Source organism: Rhizobium pisi, assembly GCF_003938655.1.
Classification (GTDB): Bacteria; Pseudomonadota; Alphaproteobacteria; order Rhizobiales; family Rhizobiaceae; genus Rhizobium; species Rhizobium pisi.
The window spans coordinates 62,426-85,202 of sequence record NZ_RJJT01000008.1 but is presented as its reverse complement, the minus strand read 5'-3'; the positions used below and the strand labels follow the sequence as shown (position 1 = coordinate 85,202).

Here is a 22,777-nt window from a genome sequence, read left to right as displayed (position 1 = left end):
CCTCCAGCGCCGGTTTCTCACGCGCTCAAAGCGTCGTCGCCCGGTCGCACCTGCAGATCATAAAGCGCCTTGTATCGCCCGCCGAGCAAAAGCAGTTCGTCATGCGTGCCCTGTTCGACGATGCGGCCGTCCTCGATGAAGAAGATCTTGTCGGCATGCATCAGCGAGCTCAGGCGATGGGCCACGATGATCGTCACCCGGTCGGCGGCATAACGGCGCATGGCGCTGCGGATGCGCTGCTCGGTGGCGGCGTCGATTGCTGCGGTCGAATCGTCGAACACCATCACGGCTGGCTTCAGCATCAGCGCCCGGGCGATCGAAAGCCTCTGTCTCTGGCCGCCCGAAAGCGAAACGCCGCGTTCGCCGACAACAGTGCCGTAGCCTGTGGGCAGGCCAAGCACGTAGTTGTGGAGCTGCGCACTTTCGCTGGCGCGTTCGATGCGGCCTTCCTTAGCCCAGGGATCGCCATAGGCGATGTTGTTTTCGATCGTGGTCGTGAAGAGGAAGGAATCCTGCTGCACGACGGCAACCGAGCGGCGCAGCGACTGCAGCGTCGCCTTGCAAATATCCTGCCCGTCGATGGTGATCTTGCCGCCGGTCGCGTCATAGAAGCGGGGGATCAGATGCGCGAGCGTCGTCTTGCCGCTGCCGGGCGGGCCGACGATGCCGATCGTTTCGCCACGCCTGGCCTCGAAGCTGACGTCGCGCAGCACCTCGTGCATCGGCGAGCTCGGATAGGCGAAGCTGACATTCTCGAAGCGCAGCGTGCCATCGGTCACCTTCAAAGCCTTGGCATCAGGCGCATCGCGCACGGCGATTTCGAGGTCCAGCAGCTCGAAGAGGCGCGTGCCGCAGGTCGAGGCGCGGGCAAAGGCGTTGACCATCAGGCCGAGCTGACGCACCGGCATCTGCAGGATGGTCATGAAGGTAAGGAAGGAGGCGAGCGTGCCGACGGTGATCTCGCCGGACATCACCTTGCCGCCGCCGACCCACAGCACCAGGCCCATGGCGACGAAGAAGGAGAAGGTCATAGCACTGGTATTGACGACGCGGATGCCGACGCGCTGATGGGCGAGCTCCAGCGCGCTCTTCGACGCTTTCTCGAATTTCGAAAGCTCGTGCTCCTGCGCCGCGAAGGCGCGCACGACACGGATGCCGCCGAGATTTTCTTCCATGATGCGGGTCAGCACCGAAAGCCGCTGCTGAAGATCGAGCCAGGTGGCGCGCAGGCGAAGCTGGGTAACCGACGAGCGCCAGCCGACGAACGGCACGAAGGAGAGCGCCAGCAGGCCGAGCACGACGTCGGTCGAAAGCAGCATGTAGGCGCCGATGCCGATCAGCATGGAAAGCAAGAAGACGCGCACGAGGGCCGTCGAAAAATACATGCGCACGCCTTCCAAGTCGAGCAGGCCGACGGTGATCAGGTCGCCGGAATGCACGGTGTCATGAAAACTGAAGGAGAGGCGCTGGATCTTCTCGTAGCAGGCTAGTCGCAGCTCATAGCCCATGTGATGGCCGACGGATTCGCTGAAGTAGTTCTGCACCATGGTGAAGATGCCGCGCAGCACGCTGGCGCCGAGCAGAAGCAGCGCCGTCGTCAGCAGCGCATCCTGCGCCTGTTGCCCGATCGTGCCGCCATGAAGCGCCACCTGGGTATGGTCGACCGCCTGGCCGAGAAGGCGGGGGATCAGAAGCTGGAAGGTGGAGGCGATCAGGGTAGCGCCGATGGCAAGGCCCGCCTGCCAGGGGTGTCGGAAGGCCATCACGGTGATGCGCACCAATGTGTAGAGGCCTTGGCCCCAGCCTGCCGCAGTTGCAAGCGCCATCGAAGCCGAAGGCTTCGTCGCGCGTGTTAACGCTTCGCTGCTCACGGTATTTTTCCAATAGATGTGGTGCTCGGACGCTGGCCCGAAAAGACGGCAAATCCATGAAGGGATTGATAGCACCGTCACTTTTGCCGATTCGACCGGGGGGTTCAAGTAAACAATTCACCATCTGGTTATTTTTACGTGAGGCCCTCCTCGTATCCCTTCGGGAACAATCGGTACGCGGGTGGGTTGCAGCGTGGGGAGGCCCTGTCAGGCAACCATTACCGAAGAGATTGATGCCGCCGGAAGCCGTCTCCCGCGGAAAATCCTTTGTTATCCCAATGGTTTACCAACAGAAGCAACAAACCCTCTTGCCACATCAGGCTTTTAGCGCTTTCATACACGACTAGTTTAATAGACTATGGACGGGCGTGATCGCTCGCCTGGTATCCTTGCGGGGCCGCTGGTATGGACCCCGATGCAGCGGCAGTGTTGTGAATGGCCGCATGAACCTCAACAACGCGTGATCGGCTTTTATGCGTTGAAACCTCGATCGACACACGGTGCGGATGAACCCGCAAAGGAGTTGCGATGACGGTTCAGGGACTTTTCTCCGCAAGGGCCAGTGCGGCGGCGCAGATTTCTGCCGTGCCGCGCATTGCCATCGTCGGGCGCGGTTTTTCCGGCATGATGACGGCGATCGCGCTGATGAAGACGGTGCGCTCACCCTTCCACCTGCAACTATTCGATCCGAATTCGTCGGTCAGCGGCGGCCAGGCGCTGGCCTCAGTCCGCTCCTCGACGATCCTCAACACCCGTGTGCGCGATCTCTCAGTCTCGCTCGGCGACAATGACGATTTCAACGACTGGCTCTGTAGCAACGCCGCCTTCCGCGCCGCCGTGCCGGCCGCTATTCCCGGTTTCCGGCAGATCTTCGTGCCGAAGGAAATCTTCAGCGACTATGTCTATCAGCGCTTTTCGGAAGCGCTCGCCGCCCGCCGGGACATTACCGTCCAGGTCTGCAACGATCCTGTCGTGACGATCCGCAGGAGCCACGGCAACCGTTTCCTGCTCGAAAGCGCCAATCCCGCCAATCCGCTGTTCGATACCGTGATCCTCGCCACCGGCTATGGTCTGACGGAACCAGATGCCGGCGGGCAGGACGTTTCGCCGGTCAGGGCCCAGCGCCTCGTCGCCCGGCCGCATGCTGTACTGCTCGGCAGCGGCATCCGCGTGGTCGACCAGTTGCTGCAGCTGCGCGATTCCGGTTATGCCGGGCAGATTACGATCATTTCCCGGCGTGGCTTCCTGCCGCAGAGCCATACGCCGAATTCCGCCGATCCGGTCTTCCCGGCCGAAGCGCTGCCGCAGAGCCTGCCTGATATCGTGCGCTTCATCCGCCAGGCCTGTCGCGAGGCGGAGGAAGAGGGCCGAAGCTGGCAATCGGTGATGAACGGCCTGAGGAAACATGCGCGCCTGCTCTGGCGCTCGCTGCCGGCGCGCGACAAACATCAGTTCAACCGGCACCTCAGGGCAATCTACGACAGCCACCGCAACCGCCTGCCCGAGGCCATGCATTTGCGGCTGAAACGCGAGCTTGCCGAAGGCCGAACCGTACTGCGCCGCGGCCGGGCCGGCCGCCGGGGCCTCAGCGGTCTGTTCTTCACGCCGGCCGGTTCCTCCGTCGAGGAGGTCGTTCATGCCGAGCGCATCATCGATTGCCGCTGTCAGGCGCCCGATCTTTCAGCCCCGCTGATACAGAGCCTGCTTTCAGCCGGCCTTGCCATGCCGGACGAGCTTTCGCTCGGGCTTGCGGTCAATGCATGCGGCGAGCCTTTCCTGGAGGACGGTTCGACCGTCGCCGGGCTCTTTGCCGTCGGCCCACTCGGCCTTGGCAGCCTGCCCGATATCGATCTCGTGCCCGAAATCGTGTCGCAGGCCTATGCCGCCGCCGAGCGGGTGGGCGAACGGTTTTATCCGCAGGTCAAGGCCGTCTGAAATCGGCAGCCTTGTCGGAACCATCTGCCCGTCGCCGCGTTATAGAGCGCTGGTGACTTAGAGGGGCCGATGGAAGCGTTAAATCGACATGATACGTCTCTTACCGAAGAGGGACGCTTTCGCCTTCTGGTCGATGCCATCACCGACTACGCTATCTATATGCTGAGCCCCGAAGGCATCATAACCAGCTGGAATACCGGCGCGCAGCGGTTCAAGGGTTACAAGCCTTCCGAAATTCTGGGTGAGCATTTTTCCCGTTTCTATCTGGAGGAGGACCGCGCCGCGGGAATTCCCGAGCGGGCTCTCGCCACGGCAAAGGAGACCGGCCGATTCGAGGGCGAGGGCTGGCGCCAGCGCAAGGATGGCAGCCGCTTTTGGGCCCATGTGATCATCGACCCGATCCGCCATCCCTCCGGCGAACTCATCGGCTTTGCCAAGATCACCCGCGACCTGACCGAGCGCAGAGCGGCCGAAAACGCGATCCGCCAGAGCGAGGAGCAGTTCCGCCGGCTCATTCAGGGCGTTTCGGACTATGCGATCTATATGCTCGATCCCGAGGGCAATGTCAGCAGCTGGAATTTCGGCGCCGAGCGTATCAAGGGCTATCGGCCGCAGGAAATCATCGGTCGGCATTTCTCGACCTTCTATACGCCGGAGGACCGGGAAGCCGGTGTGCCTGATACCGCGCTCAAGGTCGCGCGCGCCGAGGGCCGGTTCGAGAGGGAGGGTTGGCGCGTCCGCAAGGATGGCACCCGTTTCTGGGCCAGCGTCGTCATCGACGTCATCCGGGACGATGACGGAGATGTGCTTGGTTTCGCGAAGATCACCCGTGATATCACCGAGAAGATGGAGACCCAGAGGGCGCTGGACCAGGCTCGCGAAGAGCTCTTCCAGTCGCAGAAGATGGAGGCGATCGGTCAATTGACCGGCGGCATCGCCCATGATTTCAACAACCTGCTGATGGCCGTGCTCGGCAGCCTCGAAATCCTGAAGAAACGTATGCCGCAGGATCTCTCGCTGACGTCGCTGGTCGACAACGCCATGCAGGGCGCCCAGCGCGGCGCAGCCTTGACGCAGCGCATGCTCGCCTTTTCCCGACGGCAGGAACTGCATGTGGAGCCGATCGACGTCTCCGGCCTGGTTCGCGGCATGATGGATATGCTGAGCCGCTCGCTCGGCCCCCTCACCGTAATCGACACGTCTTTCCCGGTCCGGCTGCCGACGATCCTGACCGATCCGAACCAGCTGGAGATGGCCATCCTGAACCTCGTCGTCAACGCTCGCGATGCCATGCCATCCGGCGGCCGGATCGTCCTGCGCGCTTCCGAGGAGCCGGCGCCGCCCAGCAAGAGCCCGCTGTCACCCGGCCGCTACGTCCGCATCGCGATAACGGACGAAGGCGAGGGCATGGATGCAAAGACGCTCGAGCAGGCGGTCACCCCGTTCTTCACCACCAAGGGTGTCGGCAAGGGCACCGGCCTCGGCCTGTCCATGGTGCAGGGGCTGACGACCCAGTCCGGCGGCCGCCTTTTCCTGAAGAGCAAGCCAGGCGAAGGCACGACGGTCGAATTGTGGTTTCCGGTCGCCATTGTCGAACGGGGGACCGAAATAACTGCCGAGTTGCCGCAGCGTGAGCAAAGCGCGCCGGACAGCCTGCGCGTCCTCGCTGTCGATGACGACGGCCTGGTCCTGATGAATACGACACTGATGCTCGAGGATCTCGGCCATACCGTGTTCGAGGCGATGGCCGGCTCCGAGGCTCTCGACATCCTGCATAAGCAACAGGTCGACCTGGTGATTTGCGACCACGCCATGCCGCGTATGACGGGCACGCAACTCGCCCAGGCGATCCGCGACGAATGGCCTGAAATGCCGATCATCCTCGCAACCGGTTACGCCGAGCTTCCAGAGGGCGCCGGTGTGATAAACCTGCCTCGTCTCGGCAAGCCCTTTTCGCAGGCGCAACTCGCCGACGCGATCAGCCGGGTCGCCTCATAAGCGGTTCGGTGAGCGTTCTCCCGGACCTCGGCTACCCCTCTCGCTGCGAAGAATGAACACCAGCAATATCAGCACCATCGCCGCCAGCCCGTACCAGGTGATCGCATAGACGAGATGGTTGTTGGGGAAGTGGATGATCGTGAGTCCGCCGACCGGCAGGGCGCCCGGGTTGGGAGCGGCATCCGCGTCGATGAAAAAGGGCGCGACCGCACTGACGCCGCGCTTTTCAGCGATCGCGGCGACATCGCGAGAATACCAGCGGTCGGCGGCGAGGTTGTTGGATTGCAGCAGCGAGCCCTTCGGCTCGGTCATTCGCATCAGCCCGGTGATTTCGACCGCGCCTGACGGTTGACCCTCGCGGCGCGAGGCCGGATCACGCCGATCGGTCGGCACGAAGCCGCGATTGACGAGGATTGAGGTACCGTCGGCAAGCCTTAGCGGCGTCATCACCCAGTAACCCGGGCCAAGCGCGGTCGAGGCAAAGACCAGCGTCTCCTTGTCGTTCGCCAGTATCCCCACTGCGGTTACCCGCCGATATTCGTCGTTGGCGGCATTGACATTGTTCCAGTCCGCGCTTCCCGAGGCCGGCACGGGTGCCGCATGCACGCGCTGGTCGACGCGAGCAATGAGGTCGCGTTTCCAGGCGAGGCGCTGCACCTGCCACGTGCCGAGCGTTGCGAGTGCGGCGGCAAGCAATATCAGGCAGACGGCGAAGATCGCGCGTTTTACCTGGTAACGCCGCCTTTCCGATTTTTCCGAGGGAGCCTCGCTCATGGTGAACCCGTTCTGGGCTGAACCGCTACGGGCGGCGCTGCCGCCGCCCTTTCGTCATGGTTACGGCATGTTCTTCATCATCTCGGGGCTCATCGGCATCATATTGGTATTGAGATGATGCATGACCCAGAGCGAGCCGGAGAGCGCAATGGCGACGATGACGATGGTGAAAATCAGCGCCATCATCGTCCAGCCGCCCTCGCTCCTGGGGTTCATGTGCAGGAAGAAGACCATATGAACGACGATCTGGATCGCGCCGAGGCCCATCACCAGCACCGCCGTCAACGTCGGGCTCGCGATTACGCCTGACATGACCAGCCAGAAGGGGATGGCGGTCAGAATGATGGAGAGCACGAAGCCCGTCATATAGCTGCGGAAGGTGCCGTGGCCGGCCTGATGGCCATGGCTGTGGCCGTGATGAGCCTCGTGGGCATCCTCATGTACAGGTGCTTGCGAACTCATCCGAGAACTCCCAGCAGATAGACGAAGGAAAAGACGCCGATCCAGACGACGTCAAGGAAATGCCAGAACATCGAAAGGCACATCAGCCGGCGGCGGTTGGCCTCGATCAGCCCGTGCATCGAGACCTGCACCATGAGCGTGATCAGCCAGATGATGCCGAAGGTGACGTGCAGCCCGTGCGTGCCGACGAGCGTGAAGAAGGAGGAAAGGAAGGCGCTGCGCGTCGGCCCGGCGCCTTCATGGATCAGGTGGATGAACTCGTAGAGCTCGAGCCCGATGAAGGCTGCGCCGAACAGGCCGGTGACGGCGAGCCAGAACAGCGTTTCCGCCTTTGCGTTCCGCTCCATCTGCAGCATGGCGAAGCCGTAGGTGATCGAGGAGAAGAGCAGCATCGAGGTGTTGAGGGCAACGATCGGCAGATCGAAGAGAACGGCCGGCGATGGACCGGCGGCATAATTGCGGCCGAGCACGCCGTGAGTCGCAAACAGCACCGCGAAGATCAGGCAGTCGCTCATCAGGTAGAGCCAGAAGCCGAGATTGGTGCTGTTCTCCGGATGATGATCTTCCGTCAGGTAGAATTCAGGCTTTTCGGCCGTGTCGATAGTTTGATCGCTCATGGTCATTACACCTGCTCGGCAAGCAGCGTGGTGCGCTTGCCTTCCGTTTCGGTCACTTCTTCGGCGGGGATATAGAAGTCGCGTCCGTAGTTGAAGGTATGGCCGATCGCGACGACCAGCAGGGCGACGACGGAGATGATGACCAGCCACCACATGTACCAGATCATGCCGAAGGCGAGCGCGACGCTGATGGCGGACAGGATCGCACCGGTGCCGGTGTTTTTCGGCATATGGATCGGCTTGAAGCCGCCGAGCGGGCGTTCGTAGCCGCGGTTCTTCATGTCGTACCAGCTGTCATGGTCGTGCACGACAGGCGTGAGGGCGAAATTGTAGTCCGGCGGCGGCGAGGAAGTCGACCATTCCAGCGTACGGCCGTCCCAGGGATCGCCGCTGTCATCGCGCAATTCCTCGCGCTTCATGAAGCTGACGACGATCTGGATCAGGAAGCTGGCAATGCCAAGCGCGATCAGGCCGACGCCGAAGGCGGCGATGATGAACCAGATCTGCAGCGACGGATCCTCGAACTGACTCATGCGGCGGGTGACACCCATCAGGCCGAGCACATAAAGCGGCATGAAGGCGAACCAGAAGCCGATCTGCCAGAACCAGAAGCTCATCTTGCCCCAGAAGGGATCGAGCTTGAAGCCGAAAGCCTTCGGGAACCAGTAATTCACGCCGGCGAACATGCCGAAGAGAACGCCGCCGATGATGACATTGTGGAAGTGGGCGATGAGGAACAGCGAATTGTGCAGCACGAAGTCGGCCGGCGGCACGGCCAGCATGACGCCGGTCATGCCGCCGATGACGAAAGTCACCATGAAGCCGACCGTCCACAGCATCGGCACCTCAAAGCGGATGCGGCCGCGATACATGGTGAAGAGCCAGTTGAATATCTTCGCCCCCGTCGGGATGGAGATAATCATCGTGGTGATGCCGAAGAAGGAGTTGACGCTGGCGCCCGAGCCCATCGTGAAGAAGTGGTGCAGCCAGACGATGTAGGACAGGATCATGATCACGCAGGTGGCGTAGACCATGGAGGCATAACCGAACAGGCGCTTGCCGGAGAAGGTGGCGACCACTTCCGAGAAGATGCCGAAGGCCGGCAGCACGAGGATGTAGACCTCCGGATGACCCCAGATCCAGATGAGGTTGATGTACATCATCGGATTGCCGCCGAGGTCGTTGGTGAAGAAGTTCGTTCCCGCATAACGGTCGAGCGACAGCAGCGCGAGCGTGGCCGTCAGGATCGGGAAGGAGGCGACGATGAGCACGTTGGTGCAGAGTGCCGTCCAGGTGAAGACCGGCATCTTCATGAAGGTCATGCCTGGAGCACGCATCTTGACGATGGTGGCGATCAGGTTGATGCCCGAAAGCGTCGTTCCGACGCCGGCCACCTGCAGGCCCCAAATATAATAGTCGACGCCGACACCAGGACTGTAGGCAGCGCCAGACAGCGGCGGGTAGGCAAGCCAGCCGGTCTGGGCGAACTCGCCGATGAAGAGCGACAGCATGATGATGATCGCGCCGGCGGTCGTCATCCAGAAAGAGAAGTTGTTGAGGAAGGGGAAGGAGACGTCGCGCGCACCGATCTGCAGCGGCACAACGAAGTTCATCAAGCCGGTGACGAAGGGCATCGCCACGAAGAAGATCATGATGACGCCGTGGGCGGTGAAGACCTGGTCGTAATGGTGCGGCGGCAGGTAGCCCTCCGAACCGTTGAAGGCGATCGCCTGCTGGATGCGCATTAGGATCGCGTCGGAAAAGCCGCGCAACAGCATGATGACGGCCAGGATCACATACATGATGCCGATCTTCTTGTGATCGACGCTGCAGATCCAGTCGTGCCAGAGCGGACCCCAGAACTTGAAATAGGTGATGGCGCCAAGCACGGCGAGGCCGCCAATGACGACGCCGATGAAAGTCACGACCAGGATCGGCTCGTGATAGGGGATGGCATCGAGGTTCAACCGGCCGAAGATCAACTTCAGGAGGTCAGGATTGGAAAACATGGAACAACCCGTTCATTATGTCTTGCGACGCAAAGCGCCAGGTTAATTGTTGTTGAGCTGCGCCGGCGCGGGATCGGCGCCATTGCTCATGCCGGGCATGGAATGGCCCTCATGCTGCATGTCCATTCCAGGCATGCCGGGCATGTCATGCTGCATGCTGCCGGTTGCCGGCACGGTGGCCGCAGGCGCCGCCTCGCCTTCGTCGGCATGGCGGTTGTCGTATTGCAGCTTCTCGCGGTTCTCAGCGCTTTCCTTGCCGCCGCCGCCCATCATGTCGATGTGCATCATCTCGTTCATGCACATCTTGCCCGGCGTCGCGCACATATTGAGGATGGCGTTGTAAAGATCGGCATCGGCGCCGGCATAGTAACGCACCGGTTCCTTTTCGCTCGGCTTCTCGAGCTTCAGATAGGCGTCGCGGTTGAGCATCGTGCCCTGCTGCTTGACCTGCGCCACCCAGGCATCAAATCCCTGCTGATTCAGGCCGTGGAACTTGAAGCGCATGTGTGAGAAGCCTGCGCCGCTGTAATTGGCGGAGAAGCCCTCATACTCGCCCTCCCGGTTGATGACGGCGTGCAGTTTCGTTTCCATGCCTGGCATGGCGTAGATCTGGCCGGCAAGGGCGGGAATGTAGAAGGAGTTCATCACCGAGGAGGCGGTGATCTTGAAATTGATCGGCATGTCGACGGGTGCCGCCAGTTCGTTGACTGTGGCAATACCGAGCTCGGGATAGAAGAACAGCCACTTCCAGTCGAGCGCCACGACCTCGACGGTCAGCGGCTTGGTATCTGCCGGAATGGCGCGCTCGGCATCGAGACGGTCGAGCGGACGATAGGGATCGAGCTTGTGCGTGGAAATCCAGGTGACGGCCCCGAGCGCGATGATGATAGCAAGGGGGGCTGCCCAGATCACGATTTCAAGGCGGGTCGAATGGTGCCATTCCGGGTCGTAAGTCGCGGCTGTGTTGGAGCGGCGGTAGCGCCAGGCAAAGAACAGCGTCAGGAAGATCACCGGAATGATGATCAGCAGCATCAGCACCGTCGAGATGACGATGAGATCGCGCTGTTGCATGGCGATGTCGCCGGAAGGCGCCATGACCACCATGTTGCATCCTGCCAGGAAAAGCAGCGGCAAGACGGATAGAAGGCGGGAAAACTTCACGAGTTTTGGCACGTCTCTAAGCTCTTGTTGTTTCGTTCGTTCCGCGACTAAAGCACTGAACCTGATAGCGACATGAGGTGTTTGGTCGCAGTGCAGCAAGTGTGCCGCAGTGCGGCACAAATCGTGTTGCACTACAGCTATGAAATCCTGATGAAATCAAGAAGGATTCCTTTGCGAGCGCATGTTTCAACCAATATATCCGTAAGACCCGGGCAGGCCAGCATTCCCATGGGAAAATCGCGATCCCGATCACGCTATTTTCCCCGTCCACGCCTCATTTTGAGCCGGGATGATGAACTATTTACGTCTTACGGACTTGATAAGCCTGCAGGTTTGATCAAGATCAAGCTGAGGCGCCTTGCCGAAAGCGCTTCAACGAGGGAGGCGTTTTATGGCAACAGCATCGCATTATGGACCGTCGTCGTCATCGCTGGAACGCGACGCACGACGTATTCACGACGACAAGCCGGTTTCGCCGGGCAGCATCGCTGTCGGCGTGGTGATCGGCCGCATGTCGGAATTCTTCGATTTCTTCGTCTACGGCCTCGCCTCGGTCCTGGTCTTTCCACAGCTGATCTTTCCCTTCGCCCCGGACAGGCTGACGGCGACGCTCTATTCCTTCGCCATCTTTTCGCTCGCCTTCCTGGCCCGCCCGGTCGGCTCCGTCGTCTTCATGACGATCGACCGGATGTACGGCCGCGGCACCAAGCTGACGATCGCGCTCTTCCTGCTCGGCGGCTCCACAGCTTCGATCGCCTTCCTGCCGGGTTACGAGGAGATCGGCGTGTGGTCGATTGCGTTGCTGGCGCTCTTCCGTCTTGGCCAAGGTTTTGCGCTCGGCGGAGCCTGGGACGGTCTCGCTTCGCTGCTCGCGCTCAATGCCCCGGCCAAGCATCGCGGCTGGTACGCGATGATCCCGCAGCTCGGCGCGCCGATTGGCTTTGCGCTGGCAAGCATCCTGTTTGGGTATTTCGTCGCCAATCTTTCCAGTGAGGATTTCCTCTCCTGGGGCTGGCGCTATCCCTTCTTCGTCGCCTTCGCGATCAACGTCGTGGCGCTGTTTGCGCGTTTGCGGCTCGTCATGACCAAGGAATTCGGCACGCTGCTGGAGCAGCACGAGCTGGAAGCAGCGCCCATCCTCGAGGTGCTGCGCGTTCACGGCCGCGACATCCTGATCGGCGCCTTCGTGCCGCTTGCGAGCTTTGCCATGTTCCACCTCGTCACCATCTTCCCGCTCGGCTGGATGAGCCTCTACGGCAATCAGCCGATCGGCGCCTTCATGGTGGTGCAGGTGGTCGGCGCCATCGTCGGCATCGTCACCATCATCGCCTCGGGCCTGATCGCCGACCGCATCGGCCGGCGCGCCCAGCTTGCCATCTGCGCCGTCATCATCGCCGTCTTCAGCTTCGTCGGACCGATCCTAATCGCGTCGGGTAACAGTGGCCATGATGCTTTCGTCATCATCGGCTTCGGCGTGCTCGGCCTTTCCTTCGGCCAGGCGACGGGCTCGATCTCGTCGCGTTTCGGCCGCGGCTATCGCTACACGGGCGCCGCCTTCACCTCGGATCTTGCCTGGCTGGTCGGCGCCGGCTTTGCGCCGCTGGTGGCGCTCAGCCTCTCCAGCCGTTTCGGCCTGACCTTCGTCGGCTACTACCTGCTGTCCGGCGCGATCTGCACGCTGGCAGCGCTCGCCTTCAGCAAGGCGCTGGAACAGCGCGAGTAGGCTGATTTGAACACACGGACCTGCATGGGATACCATGCAGGTTTTTGTTTCCGGACCGCAGTTTCAATTATTGAACGCATTGCAATCTATAATTAAATGCATATCCTAATTGAGCTGTACGAGGATATGTCATGACCGCGGAAACCATCGATCATTCGACCCTTTCCCGCCTTGTCGAAGCAGGAGCGGTCAATGCCGCTCATGTCGTCGGCAAAACCGGCGGCTGGTCCGTCGTCATCCGCTACGGCAAGGCCGAGCGCCCGCTCGCGGCCCAACGCAGCCGGCAGGTGCGCGTGTTCAAGCGCATGGATACCTTGGTTTCCTATCTCAGAGATGTTGGCATCTCGCAGTTCGATGTCGATGCCGCCGACTACGCTCCTGAGACGGCAGCGCGGCCGGACCGGGCCGCAGCTCTGCGTCGCACCCATGAGGCGGCGGAATACGACAAGTGGTTCCGCGAACAGGTCGAGGAAGCGATCCGGGAAGCCGACGATCCGAACGCGATCTGGATCGAAGCGCAGGATGCCGAAGAGCGAATGGAAAAGCTTCGAGCCGAACTGCTCGCGCAGCTGGAATCCGGAGATAAGGCTTGATCGTCAAATGGCTGCAGCAGGCTCTTTTGGATCGAGAAGGGCAGATCCGGCACATCTTCGCCCAAAATCCAAAGGCTGCAATCGCATTGGATGATGTCATCCGAGATCAGGCCAGAATGCTCGCCGATCACCCTGAAGCAGGACGCCGCGGTCGCCTCGACGGAACGCGGGAATTGGTCATTCCCCGCACTGCATTTCTGCTGATCTATCGCATCGACAAAAAAGCACAGAAGGTGGAAATACTGCGCCTTCTTCACGGTGCGCAGAAATGGCCGCCAAAATCCTGAAGAGAATTCCTACTGCGCCATCTGCGGCTGCTTTGCCGCGCGGGCTGCGGTCAGCTCCGCTGTGGTGTGGTTCAGGCGGTCGGCCAGCACCCGCATAATTTCGACGGCCATCTCCGGGAAGTCGCTGAGCAACTTCAGGAAATGCTCCTTGCTGATGCGCAGCACCTCGAGCGGCGAGGTGGCGCGCACCGTTGCCGTGCGCGAGACATCGCAGAGAATGGCGATCTCGCCGACGATGGAATTAAGTTCGACATCGGCGACCTTGATCTCGCCCGCCGGCGAGGAGACGATGATATCGGCAGTGCCTGAAAGAATGACATAGGCGGCGTCGCCGACATCGCCCTGATGGAAAAGGTTCTGCCCGGCCTTGTAGGTCATACGATCGGAGGTGAAGGCCAAAAGCTTGAGCTTTGCTGGTGCAATCCTCGAAAAGATCGGCACCCGTCGCAGCATTTCGACTTCGTCTCTCAACAGCATGAGCGTTTTAACCCCCTGCCGCATGGTCCCTGGGACCAGGCGTCTTCAAAACTCCGGGGCGTCCCACCGGGAACGCCTCCTTTGCCGCCCCAATAGAATATTACGATAACAGTTCCTTGAACATACCGTTTTTCTCGGAAAGTTCCGGATAGTTTCCTGCCTCCGCCAATCCGCCGCGATCGAAGAGCAGGATCCGGTCGAACACTTCGGCCAGCCGGGCGTTGGTCAGCACCCAGACGATGGCCGGCCGGTCGCCCTCCTCGTGCAGGTCCTCGATGATGTTGCGGGTGATCTGATCCTGAACACGCTGGTCGAGCGCCGACAGCGGCCGGTTGAAGATGAAATAGTCCGAGCGCTTCAGAAGCGCCCGGGCAAGATTCAGCTTCTGCCGCTGTACCATGGTCAGCCGCTTGCCGCCGGAACCGACATCGAATTCCAGGCCGATCGACAGCACGTCGTCATAGAGGTCGAGCGCATCGAAGAGCTCGCCCATGATGGCGCGGATGCGGTCGGAGGCGTCGGCCTGCTGATAGGCAATGCGGCCGAAGAGCACATTGTCCATCAGGCTTGCCGAAGGGGTGAAACGCTCGGCGTCGTAGCGCTCGATCAACTCGGCGAGATCGGTCGGAATATGCTCGTGGAACTGCTTGCGGGCGCTGACGATCTTGTCCATCAGCTCATTCGTCAGCAAGCCGAAGCGGTGGCGGGGTTCGATATAGGCGAAGCTCAGCCGGATGATGGCCGAGCGCTCCTCCGGCGTGGCATCCTCGAAGCGGCGGCTTTGCAGCTTCTGCAGCAACGCCTGGTAGGTCGGAATGTCGTCCGCCGTCATGAAGGTCAGCTGCTGGAAGAAGGGATGGTCCGGCGGCAGGTCGTGGAAGAGTTCCACCGCGTTCTCGGCGATCTCGAGGCCCATGGCGTAGAGGTCCGTGCTGAGGCCGGTCTGGCGGAAGAGCTGCTGGAAGTAGGGGTGGGCGGCAAGCCTGCGATTGGTCATCAAAGGCCGCTTCATCGTGCCGAAGAGCAGGTTTTCGCCAACCGTCGCCTGGGCGTTGTAGGCGTCGAAATCGAAAGGCACGACGATCGTGTCGAGCCCTTCGTCGCGCAGCCGGTCTCTGAGCGCGGAGCGCAATGCGACGACATGGTCGCTGACGGCCACATGCACGTCGGTATTGACGGTCGAGCGCAGCGCCAGATCGAGAATGTCCTGCGAGATCAGCACGGCGTCGAGCACCGGCCGGATCGCTTTCAGCAGGTCCTCGGGCCCGTTGGCGCCGGCGGCCTTGTAGTCCACCCAGTCGCTGTTGAGGTCGAGCGTCGGATTGCCGGCCTTCGTCGCCTCGACGGAATGCCATTTATATTCCAGCGCTTCCCTCTCGTCGTAGACGGGGTCGGTCATCGGCGCGTGCTTGAGGCCGTAGAGCAGGTTGCTCGCCAGCGTGCCATGGAAGAAGAAAGTGTCGGCGGAGGCATAGGAAATGCGCCGGCCGGTGATCGATTCCGGCAGATCCAGGAGATCGCGACCGTCGATGGTGATGCGGCCGGAATCCGGCCAGATCATGCGTCCAAGCGCCTCGGCGAAGGCTTCGGCGCCGCTGCCGTTCGGACCGACGATCGCCACCGTCTCGTTCGGCTTGATTTCGACGGAGACGTGGTCGACGAGGCGGGCGCCGCTGTCGTCGGAGAGCGTCAGGTTGGTGACGACGAGGGCGCTCGTCAGCGCACCGACTGGGGCGATCGCCAATTCCTGGATGCGGCTGTCGATCAGCGGTTCGACGTTAAACTGCTCGTAGACCTGCTGGTACTTCACCTGCACGTCCTGGCGCATCTGGTCCCAGTCGATCAATTCCTTCAGCGGGCCGGGCAGGTCCTTGTAGGCCGATATGACGGCGACGAGCTGGCCGATGTCGAGTCTGCCTTGCAGCGCCAGGTAGCCGCCGATCGCATAGAACAGGAAAGGCGTCACCTGGGCGAGGAAGTTGTTGATGAACTTTACCAGGAACTTCCACTGGTACAGGTCGTAGCGGATCGAGAAGATGCGGCCGAGCCGCGAGGCGATGTCGGCGCGTTCGAGGTTTGATGTGTCGTTGCCGTGGATCGTGCCGATGCCGTCGACGATTTCGCCGACGCGGCCGGAAAGCTCGCGCGCCGTCAGCTGCCGCTGGCGACCGAGGTCCAGCAGGCGCTTGCGCATGCGGGGAATGACGACAGCTTGCACGCCGACGATGCCGGCGGCGATCATGCCGAGCCAGAAATTCTGGATGATGATGAAGGCGAGCGCCGTGATCGCCTGGCCGCCGAGAAGGGCAGGCGAGACGAAGGCGTCGCCGGTGAAGCCGCCCATCGGCTCAACCTCGTCCTTGATCATGGTGGCGATCTCGGCCGATTTCACCCGCTTGAAATGGGCGGGCGGGAACCGCAGCACCCGGTCGATGAGCTCGAAGCGGATGCGGCGCAGCATGCGTTCGCCGAGCCGCCCCTTATAGGTGTTGATATAGAATTTGAAGAGACCGTTCAGCACCACAAGCGTCAGAAACACCAGGCTGAGGGCCATCAGCATCTGGAAGCGGTTGAGCTGCAGGCCTTGAAAGAATTCGACATGGCCGATCAGCGGTATGTCATAGCGGATGTGCATGAAGGTCTGCGTTGCGCCGGGACCTTCGAAGCCGTCGCCTTGAATCGGTCCGTTGACGATCTGCTTCGGCAAGTCGAAGGACAGGAAATAGGGGATCATCGAGGCGGCGACGACAGCCAGGATCCACAGCTGCTGCAGCCGCGTGTTCTTCCAGATGTAGCGGGCGAGGCTTTTTTCCATGGCTAACCGTCAGCTTGCTGGGAAATTCCGGGGGTGCGATCCGGGCGCCGGGGTGGGAGGAGTTCTGGGAACAGGACCATGCAGCGGACCGCCGATATCGCAATGAAAACAAGGCGAAGCGACCGGCTGCAAAAATGCCGATTCTCGCCGGAACATTGCTTATATCACAGGAATTTTGGATTAGGCGAGCGATTCGGCAATCATGGAGCGAATGATGGCAGCCGTTTTCTCCGCCCCGTCGAGATCGAGCAATACCGGCCCCCGTCGCGGCGCTGCGAGCGCCGTTTCGACAGCTTCTTTCACATGATCAGGCGTCAGCCCTTTTTCCGGCAGGATGTCGGCGAGGCCGAGCGCCTGCAGCCGTTCGGCGCGCACCGTCTGCTCTGTCTCGCCGCCGGCGACGAAGGGGATGAGGATCGCCCGGCATTCTGTGCGCAGCAGGTCGCCGACCGTGTTGTAGCCCGCTTGCGAGATCGAAACTTTTGCGCCGCGCAACAGCGAAGGAAAATCCTTGCGGAAGCGCACCAGAGTCACGTTCTGGGCGACATCGCGCGACAGTGCGGCAAAATCGGCCTCCGGCAGGTTCGGTCCCGATATCAGCAGCCAGCGAAGAGCGGCGGGTAGCATCGCCGCTGCCGCCTTTGCCGCGCCGATCAGTTCGGCGCCGACAGCGCCGCCACCCGCCGAGGCGATGATATCGAATGTCTCGGTCGGTTCCGGCGCCGGCGGAGCTGCGACGAGGCCGGTATAACGCAGCCTGTCGGCAATCCCGGGTGTCAGCGGGAAAGTATCTTCGAGCCTGATGAAACCGGGATCGCCGTGGACAAGCACGGCATCGAAATGATCCCTGACCAGCGCGACGGTCTCCGCGTCGCGGCCGGCCTTGCGGTTTTCCTGCAGGATATCGCGCACCGAACTCAAGAGTTTCGGCCGCGGTTCGGCCTTGCCGATCGCCTCGAGCAGCGGCAGCAGTTCGAAGCGCATCTGCCGCCGGCCGAAGGGGAAGGCCTCGATGATGACGACATCGGGCCTTGCGGCATGGAAGGCGCCAAGCAGCAGCTGGCGGCGGGCATTGAGAAAGGCCTCGTCCGCCGGCCGACCATCGGCATCCGCGAGGCCGGAGAAGCCGGCATCGTTGGCAACGACCGCCGGCAAGGCCACGGTCTTTATGCCCTCGGCGGGAAAGCCCGGCACCGGCAGGCCGCCGGTCACGACGGTCACGTCGAAACCGTCTTTGACAAGTGCATTGGCGATGCGGCTGGCGCGGGCGATATGGCCGATGCCGAGCAGGTGCTGGACATAGAAGAAGATGCGCGGTGCCGTCATGAGGCTTTCTGCCATTCGGCCTCGAACAGGCCGGCGAGCTGTCTGATGCTGGAATGATAGTCGAAATGTTCGCGCACCTGGTTTTCGGCGGCATCGCCCAGGCGCTTGCGCAGTGCCGGATCGCGGATTGCAGCCTCCAGCGCCCGGGCAAGCAGCACCGGGTCCTCAGGCGGCACGACAAGACCGTTTTCGCCGTTTTTCAGCAGTTCCGGCACGCCGGATACCTCGGTGGAAAGGCAGACAAGCCGCTGGCTCGAGGCTTCCACAAGCACGTTCGGCAGGCCGTCGCGGTCGCCGTTGGCGGCGATCCGGCAGGCAAGCGCGAAGAGGTCGGCACGGCGGTAATGATCGAGCACGTCTTCCTGCGCCATAGCGCCCTTCCAGACGACGCGATGGGAAAGGCCGAGTTCGGCGGCCAGAGCCTTCAGTTTGGTAAGCTCCTCGCCGCCGCCGATATGGTCCATGCGCCAGTGCAGGTCGGCTGGCAGCATCGCCAGCGCGCGCAGCAGCACGTCATAGCCCTTCTTCTCGACGGCGCGGCCGACGCTGAGGATGAAGGCGGGATCGTCGGGATTGCCGCCGGTCCGGTCCGAGCGCTCTCCGGCAAAATGGCCGAAACGGGCAAGATCGAGGCCGTGGTAACTCAGGTGCACGGCCTCCTTGCGTGGTGTCAGCGTCCGCATATGCTCGTAGCCGGTCCTCGTGCAGGTCACGGTCCAGCGCGCACTTCCGAGCTTTTCGTGCAGCTCCCAGTCGGGCGACGTCCAGATATCCTTGGCGTGGGCCGAACAGGTCCAGGGCGTTCCGGTCAGGATGCTCGCATATTCCGTCACCGAGGCCGGAGTGTGGATGAAATGCGCATGCAGCCATTCGCCTCCATCAGGCCATTCGCGCGCGAGCACCAGCGCCTGGCCAAGGCGGCGGAAGCGGTTGCGGGAGATGTCGCGCTTGAGGTCGGCGAGGAAGCGTTTGATCAACGCCTTGAAGCTGGGTTTCGAAAAGCCGGCGAACAGGCCTTTCAGCACGCGGATCGGCTCCTCGTGCAGATATTCCGGGAGGTAGACGACGCGCGCCCTGATCTCGTCATGCACGGGATGGCGCTTCTTGTCCGTCGGCCGGCGCATCGAAATCAGGGTGAGATCGAAGCCGGCCTTTTCGAGGCCGAGCAGCTCCTGGGCGATGAAGGTTTCCGAAAGGCGGGGGTAGCCTTTCAGCACGACGAGAATCTTGCGGCGTGGCGGCAAGGCTTTGCCCTATTCTGCGCCGACGAGGGCAAGGTGGCTACCGCGGCCGTCGATCCATCGGCCGACGGTCTGCGAGATATGGTCCAGCCCTTCGAGATGCATATTGCTGCCGCTCTTCGACGGTGGCAGGCGGGAGGGCAGGCGCTTCAGCGCCTCGGCCATGATCGTCGGATCGACCGATTGTTCCGGCAGCAGCATGTCGACGAGGCCGAGTTCGCTCGCGCGCTGGGCGCGCAGCAGCTGTTCCTCGCGTGGCTTGACGCGCGGCACGATGAGGGCCGGCTTGTCGAAGGAGAGGATCTCGCAATAGGTGTTGTAGCCGCCCATGGCGACGACGCCGGTGGCGCCATCGATCAGCTCTTCCATGTGGTTATCGAACTCGATCACCTCGATATAGGAGATGGCTTCCCCTTTCTGCACCAGCTTGGCGCGCTCGGCGGCCGGCATATAAGGTCCGAGCACGACGAGCGCCTTCTGCGTCAGCGTCGGATCGGCCTCGTAGGCGTTCATCACGTCGTGGACGAGATCGGAGCCGTCGCCGCCGCCGCCTGTCGTGACCAGCAGGTAATTGTCCTTGCGGGCGTTGATCGAAGTCTTGCCCTTGGAGACGCTGCGCTGCAGGAAACCGACGAAATCCATCTTCCGGCGCAGGCTCGCCGGCACGTCGAGACCGACAAGCGGATCGTAAAAGTCAGGCGGCCCATAGACCCAGACGCTGTCGTAATATTGGTCGATCTTTTGCATGATGCCGTTCTTTTTCCACTCGGCCTCGAGCAGATGCGGCGCGTCCATGATCTCGCGCAGGCCGAGCACCAGGACGGTGCCGCGGGCCTTGAGATAGGCGAGCGTATCCTCGACCTCGCCCTTCAGTCCCATCGGCTCCTTGTCGACGATGAAAATATCGGGCTGGAAGGTCTCGGCCGTGTGGCGGATGCTCGATTCGCGCATCTTCAGCGTCTCGTGCAGGTCGATGTGGCTCGCGAGCGACGTATATTCGCCGTTGCGAAGCTTGATGACGCTCGGGATCTTCACGAAGTCGACGCGGGCGCGGTAGTCGAAGGCGCCGGCGATCGTCGCACCCGAAATGATCAGGATGTTGAGGCCGCGATAATCCTCGACCAGCGCATGGGCGATGGCGCGACAGCGGCGCAGATGGCCGAGACCGAAGGTGTCGTGGCTGTACATGAGGATGCGCGCATCTTCGAGACGTCTGGACATGGGCATTCCCTCTGGGGTGAACGACATACTTAGCACCCCCACCGTCCGGATGCCACGAGGCGGCGGTGCCGGGAAGCTCCACCGTGCTTGCTGCTATTTGTAGGGATCTGCCGCATCACGCAAGCCGTCTCCCAGAAAGTTGAACGCCAAAATGACAAGAACAACAGGAATGATCGGATAGAGCAGCCATGGATAGAATGCGATGACGCTGACGCTTTTGGCCTCGGTCAGCAATATGCCCCAGCTGGTGATCGGCGGGCGAAGACCTAGGCCGAGGAAGGAGAGCGCGGTTTCGCCGAGGATCATGCCGGGGATTGAAATCGTCGCCGAGGCAATGAGATGCGACATGAAACCCGGCACCAGATGCCGGCCGATGACGCGCGGCGTGCTGGCACCCATCAGCTGTGCGGCCTGCACGTAATCCTCCTCGCGCAGCGCGAGCAGCTTGGAGCGCACGGCGCGCGCAAGCCCGGTCCAGTCGATAATGCCGAGGATCACCGTTATGCCGAAATAGATGACGATCGGGCTCCACGTCACCGGCATGATGGCCGCCAGTGCCATCCATAGCGGCAAGCTCGGCAGCGATTGCAGCACCTCGATCAGGCGCTGGACGATGAGATCGAAAAAGCCGCCCCAATAACCGGCAAGACCGCCGATGACGATGCCGAGCACGAAGCTGATCGAAATGCCGATCAGGCCGATCGTCAGCGAAATCCGCGCGCCGTAGAGGATGCGCGAGAGAACGTCGCGGCCGAGCCTGTCGGTGCCGAGCAGGAACATCTGGCCGCCGATCGCTGGGCAGACGAGATGATAGTCCGACGCGGCAAAGCCCCAGAACTTGTAGGAATCGCCGCGGCAGAAGAAACGGATCGGCTGCACGTCATTCGGCTTGTCGGTGTAGACGCGGTGCAGCGTGTCGATGTCGAGCGTCATGCTGCGGCCGTAGACGAAGGGTCCGACGAAGCTGCCCTTGTCGAAGAAGTGGATGCTCTGCGGCGGCGCATGGATGAAATCGACATTGCGCGTGTGCAGACCGTAGGGCGCCAGGAACTCGACGATCAGGATCATCAGGTAGGTGACGGCGAGAAAGATGCCGGAGATCAAGGCCAGCTTGTGCTGCTTGAACTTCCACCACATCAGCTGCTTTTGCGAGGCGAGATGGATGCGCGATTGCGCCGCCGTCATGGTTTCGGTCGCGTGCGGATCGAAAGGCGCGGTCGAGACGTAGTGCGGCAGCGGTGCTCCGGGTGCGGGAAGGGGCGACATTATTTGGTGCTCCTGCCTTGCAGACGGATGCGGGGATCGAGGAAGCCGAGCGCGATATCGGAGATCAGCACGCCGATGACGTTGAGGAAGGCCAGGAACATCAGGAAGGAGCCGGCGAGATACATGTCCTGGCTCTGCAGCGCTTTGATGAGCATTGGTCCTGTCGTTTCCAGCGACAGCACGATCGCGACGATCTCGGCGCCCGAGATGATCGACGGCAGGATCGAGCCGATATCGGCGATGAAGAAGTTGAGCGCCATGCGCAGCGGATATTTGATCAGCGCCTTGAGCGGCTGCATGCCCTTGGCGCGGGCGGTCATGACATATTGCTTCTGCATCTCGTCGAGCAGGTTGGCGCGCAGCCGCCGGATCATGCCGGCCGTCCCTGCCGTGCCGACGATGATGACCGGGATCCAGAGGTGGGCGAGGATCGACTTCGCCTTTGCCCAGCTCATCGGCGCGTTGAGAAATTGCTGGTCCATCAGGTGGCCGATCGACAGCCCGAACCAGACATTGGCGAAATACATCAGGATCAGCGCCAGCATGAAGTTCGGGATGGCGATGCCGAGCAGGCCGAAGAAGGTCAGCCCGTAGTCGCCCCAGCTATATTGATGGGTGGCCGAATAGATGCCGATCGGAAAGGCGATCAACCAGGTCAGCAGGATCGTCGTGAAGGAGACGAGGATCGTCAGCCACAGGCGGTCGCCGACCACGTCTGAGACCGGCAGCTGATATTCGAAGGAATAGCCGAAATCGCCGTGCAGCATGCCGCCGACCCAGTAGAAATAGCGCACGATCTCCGGCTTGTCGAAGCCGTATTGCTGGCGCATCTCCTCGATTTCCTGGAGATTGGCGGTCTCGCCCGAGGCGCGCAGCTCGGCGATCTGGCTCTCGAAGAAGTCGCCCGGCGGCAGCTCGATGATGGTGAACACTAGCGCCGAAATGACGAAGAGCGTCGGGACCATGGCGGCGATGCGCCAGAGAATGTATCTGAGCACGCC

Annotated in this window: 18 protein-coding genes; 5 read left to right on the top strand and 13 right to left on the bottom strand. The window is 61.8% G+C overall.

Going from position 1 to position 22,777, the window contains the following annotated elements; translation table 11 throughout:
- Window positions 1-17: 17 nt before the first annotated feature.
- Window positions 18-1,979 (bottom strand): ABC transporter ATP-binding protein, encoded by a 1,962-nt coding sequence (locus EFD55_RS12850; RefSeq protein ID WP_183736713.1) that lies wholly within the window; start codon window positions 1,977-1,979, stop codon window positions 18-20.
- Window positions 1,980-2,399: 420 nt separating this feature from the next.
- Here EFD55_RS12850 and EFD55_RS12845 point away from each other — a divergent pair, with 420 nt between their 5' ends.
- Both EFD55_RS12845 and EFD55_RS12840 read left to right on the top strand, forming a co-directional pair.
- Complete coding sequence (locus tag EFD55_RS12845; protein WP_125845432.1) at window positions 2,400-3,806, top strand: FAD/NAD(P)-binding protein; 1,407 nt, start codon at window positions 2,400-2,402, stop codon at window positions 3,804-3,806.
- Window positions 3,807-3,875: 69 nt separating this feature from the next.
- Complete coding sequence (locus tag EFD55_RS12840; RefSeq protein WP_125845431.1) at window positions 3,876-5,804, top strand: hybrid sensor histidine kinase/response regulator; 1,929 nt, start codon at window positions 3,876-3,878, stop codon at window positions 5,802-5,804.
- Here the strand turns inward: EFD55_RS12840 and EFD55_RS12835 are convergent.
- Genes EFD55_RS12835 through cyoA form a run of 5 tightly spaced genes read right to left on the bottom strand, consistent with a single transcriptional unit; the run spans window position 5,799 to window position 10,839 of the window.
- Window positions 5,799-6,578: an SURF1 family protein gene (locus EFD55_RS12835; RefSeq protein WP_125845430.1), complete on the bottom strand. Its 780-nt coding sequence runs from the start codon at window positions 6,576-6,578 to the stop codon at window positions 5,799-5,801. The two genes, EFD55_RS12840 and EFD55_RS12835, sit on opposite strands and share 6 nt — an antisense overlap.
- Window positions 6,579-6,638: 60 nt before the next feature.
- Window positions 6,639-7,040, bottom strand: a complete 402-nt coding sequence (gene cyoD, locus EFD55_RS12830) for a cytochrome o ubiquinol oxidase subunit IV (protein WP_125845429.1) — start codon at window positions 7,038-7,040, stop codon at window positions 6,639-6,641.
- Complete coding sequence (gene cyoC / locus EFD55_RS12825) at window positions 7,037-7,657, bottom strand: cytochrome o ubiquinol oxidase subunit III (protein WP_125845428.1); 621 nt, start codon at window positions 7,655-7,657, stop codon at window positions 7,037-7,039. The genes cyoD and cyoC overlap by 4 nt, the downstream gene beginning before the upstream one ends.
- A gap of 5 nt (window positions 7,658-7,662) precedes the next feature.
- Window positions 7,663-9,666, bottom strand: coding sequence for a cytochrome o ubiquinol oxidase subunit I (cyoB, locus tag EFD55_RS12820; RefSeq protein ID WP_125845427.1), 2,004 nt, complete (start codon window positions 9,664-9,666; stop codon window positions 7,663-7,665).
- Window positions 9,667-9,708: 42 nt separating this feature from the next.
- On the bottom strand, window positions 9,709-10,839 hold the full coding sequence (gene cyoA, locus EFD55_RS12815) for a ubiquinol oxidase subunit II (RefSeq protein WP_125845426.1): 1,131 nt from the start codon (window positions 10,837-10,839) through the stop codon (window positions 9,709-9,711).
- A 379-nt stretch (window positions 10,840-11,218) separates the two neighbouring features.
- Between cyoA and EFD55_RS12810 the strand changes: the two genes are divergently transcribed.
- From EFD55_RS12810 to EFD55_RS12800, 3 genes are all read left to right on the top strand, one after another.
- A complete protein-coding gene (locus tag EFD55_RS12810) occupies window positions 11,219-12,550 on the top strand; it encodes an MFS transporter (RefSeq protein WP_125845425.1) in 1,332 nt (443 codons plus the stop codon).
- A gap of 131 nt (window positions 12,551-12,681) precedes the next feature.
- The gene (locus EFD55_RS12805; protein WP_125845424.1) at window positions 12,682-13,143 is read left to right on the top strand and encodes a ParC-related protein; all 462 of its coding nucleotides are present in this window, start codon (window positions 12,682-12,684) and stop codon (window positions 13,141-13,143) included.
- A complete protein-coding gene (locus tag EFD55_RS12800; RefSeq protein ID WP_125845423.1) occupies window positions 13,140-13,430 on the top strand; it encodes a type II toxin-antitoxin system RelE/ParE family toxin in 291 nt (96 codons plus the stop codon). Before EFD55_RS12805 ends, EFD55_RS12800 begins: the two co-directional genes overlap by 4 nt.
- A gap of 9 nt (window positions 13,431-13,439) precedes the next feature.
- Here EFD55_RS12800 and EFD55_RS12795 read toward each other — a convergent pair whose 3' ends face one another.
- The 7 genes from EFD55_RS12795 to EFD55_RS12765 form a co-directional block, all read right to left on the bottom strand.
- On the bottom strand, window positions 13,440-13,907 hold the full coding sequence (locus tag EFD55_RS12795; protein WP_003563501.1) for a cyclic nucleotide-binding domain-containing protein: 468 nt from the start codon (window positions 13,905-13,907) through the stop codon (window positions 13,440-13,442).
- Between the two features lie 100 nt (window positions 13,908-14,007).
- Entirely contained in the window at window positions 14,008-16,722 is a 2,715-nt protein-coding gene (locus EFD55_RS12790; RefSeq protein WP_125845422.1) for an ABC transporter ATP-binding protein, read from the bottom strand.
- 180 nt (window positions 16,723-16,902) lie between these two features.
- Window positions 16,903-18,063: a glycosyltransferase family protein gene (locus tag EFD55_RS12785; RefSeq protein WP_245438465.1), complete on the bottom strand. Its 1,161-nt coding sequence runs from the start codon at window positions 18,061-18,063 to the stop codon at window positions 16,903-16,905.
- Window positions 18,045-19,292 (bottom strand): glycosyltransferase, encoded by a 1,248-nt coding sequence (locus EFD55_RS12780; protein ID WP_125845421.1) that lies wholly within the window; start codon window positions 19,290-19,292, stop codon window positions 18,045-18,047. Before EFD55_RS12780 ends, EFD55_RS12785 begins: the two co-directional genes overlap by 19 nt.
- 9 nt (window positions 19,293-19,301) lie before the next feature.
- Window positions 19,302-20,510, bottom strand: coding sequence for a glycosyltransferase family protein (locus EFD55_RS12775; RefSeq protein ID WP_125845420.1), 1,209 nt, complete (start codon window positions 20,508-20,510; stop codon window positions 19,302-19,304).
- Window positions 20,511-20,603: 93 nt separating this feature from the next.
- Entirely contained in the window at window positions 20,604-21,776 is a 1,173-nt protein-coding gene (locus EFD55_RS12770) for an ABC transporter permease (protein ID WP_165504816.1), read from the bottom strand.
- Window positions 21,776-22,774 carry an ABC transporter permease gene (locus EFD55_RS12765; RefSeq protein ID WP_125845418.1) on the bottom strand — a complete coding sequence of 333 codons (999 nt, stop codon included), beginning with the start codon at window positions 22,772-22,774 and terminating at the stop codon, window positions 21,776-21,778. Before EFD55_RS12765 ends, EFD55_RS12770 begins: the two co-directional genes overlap by 1 nt.
- Window positions 22,775-22,777: the final 3 nt, after the last annotated feature.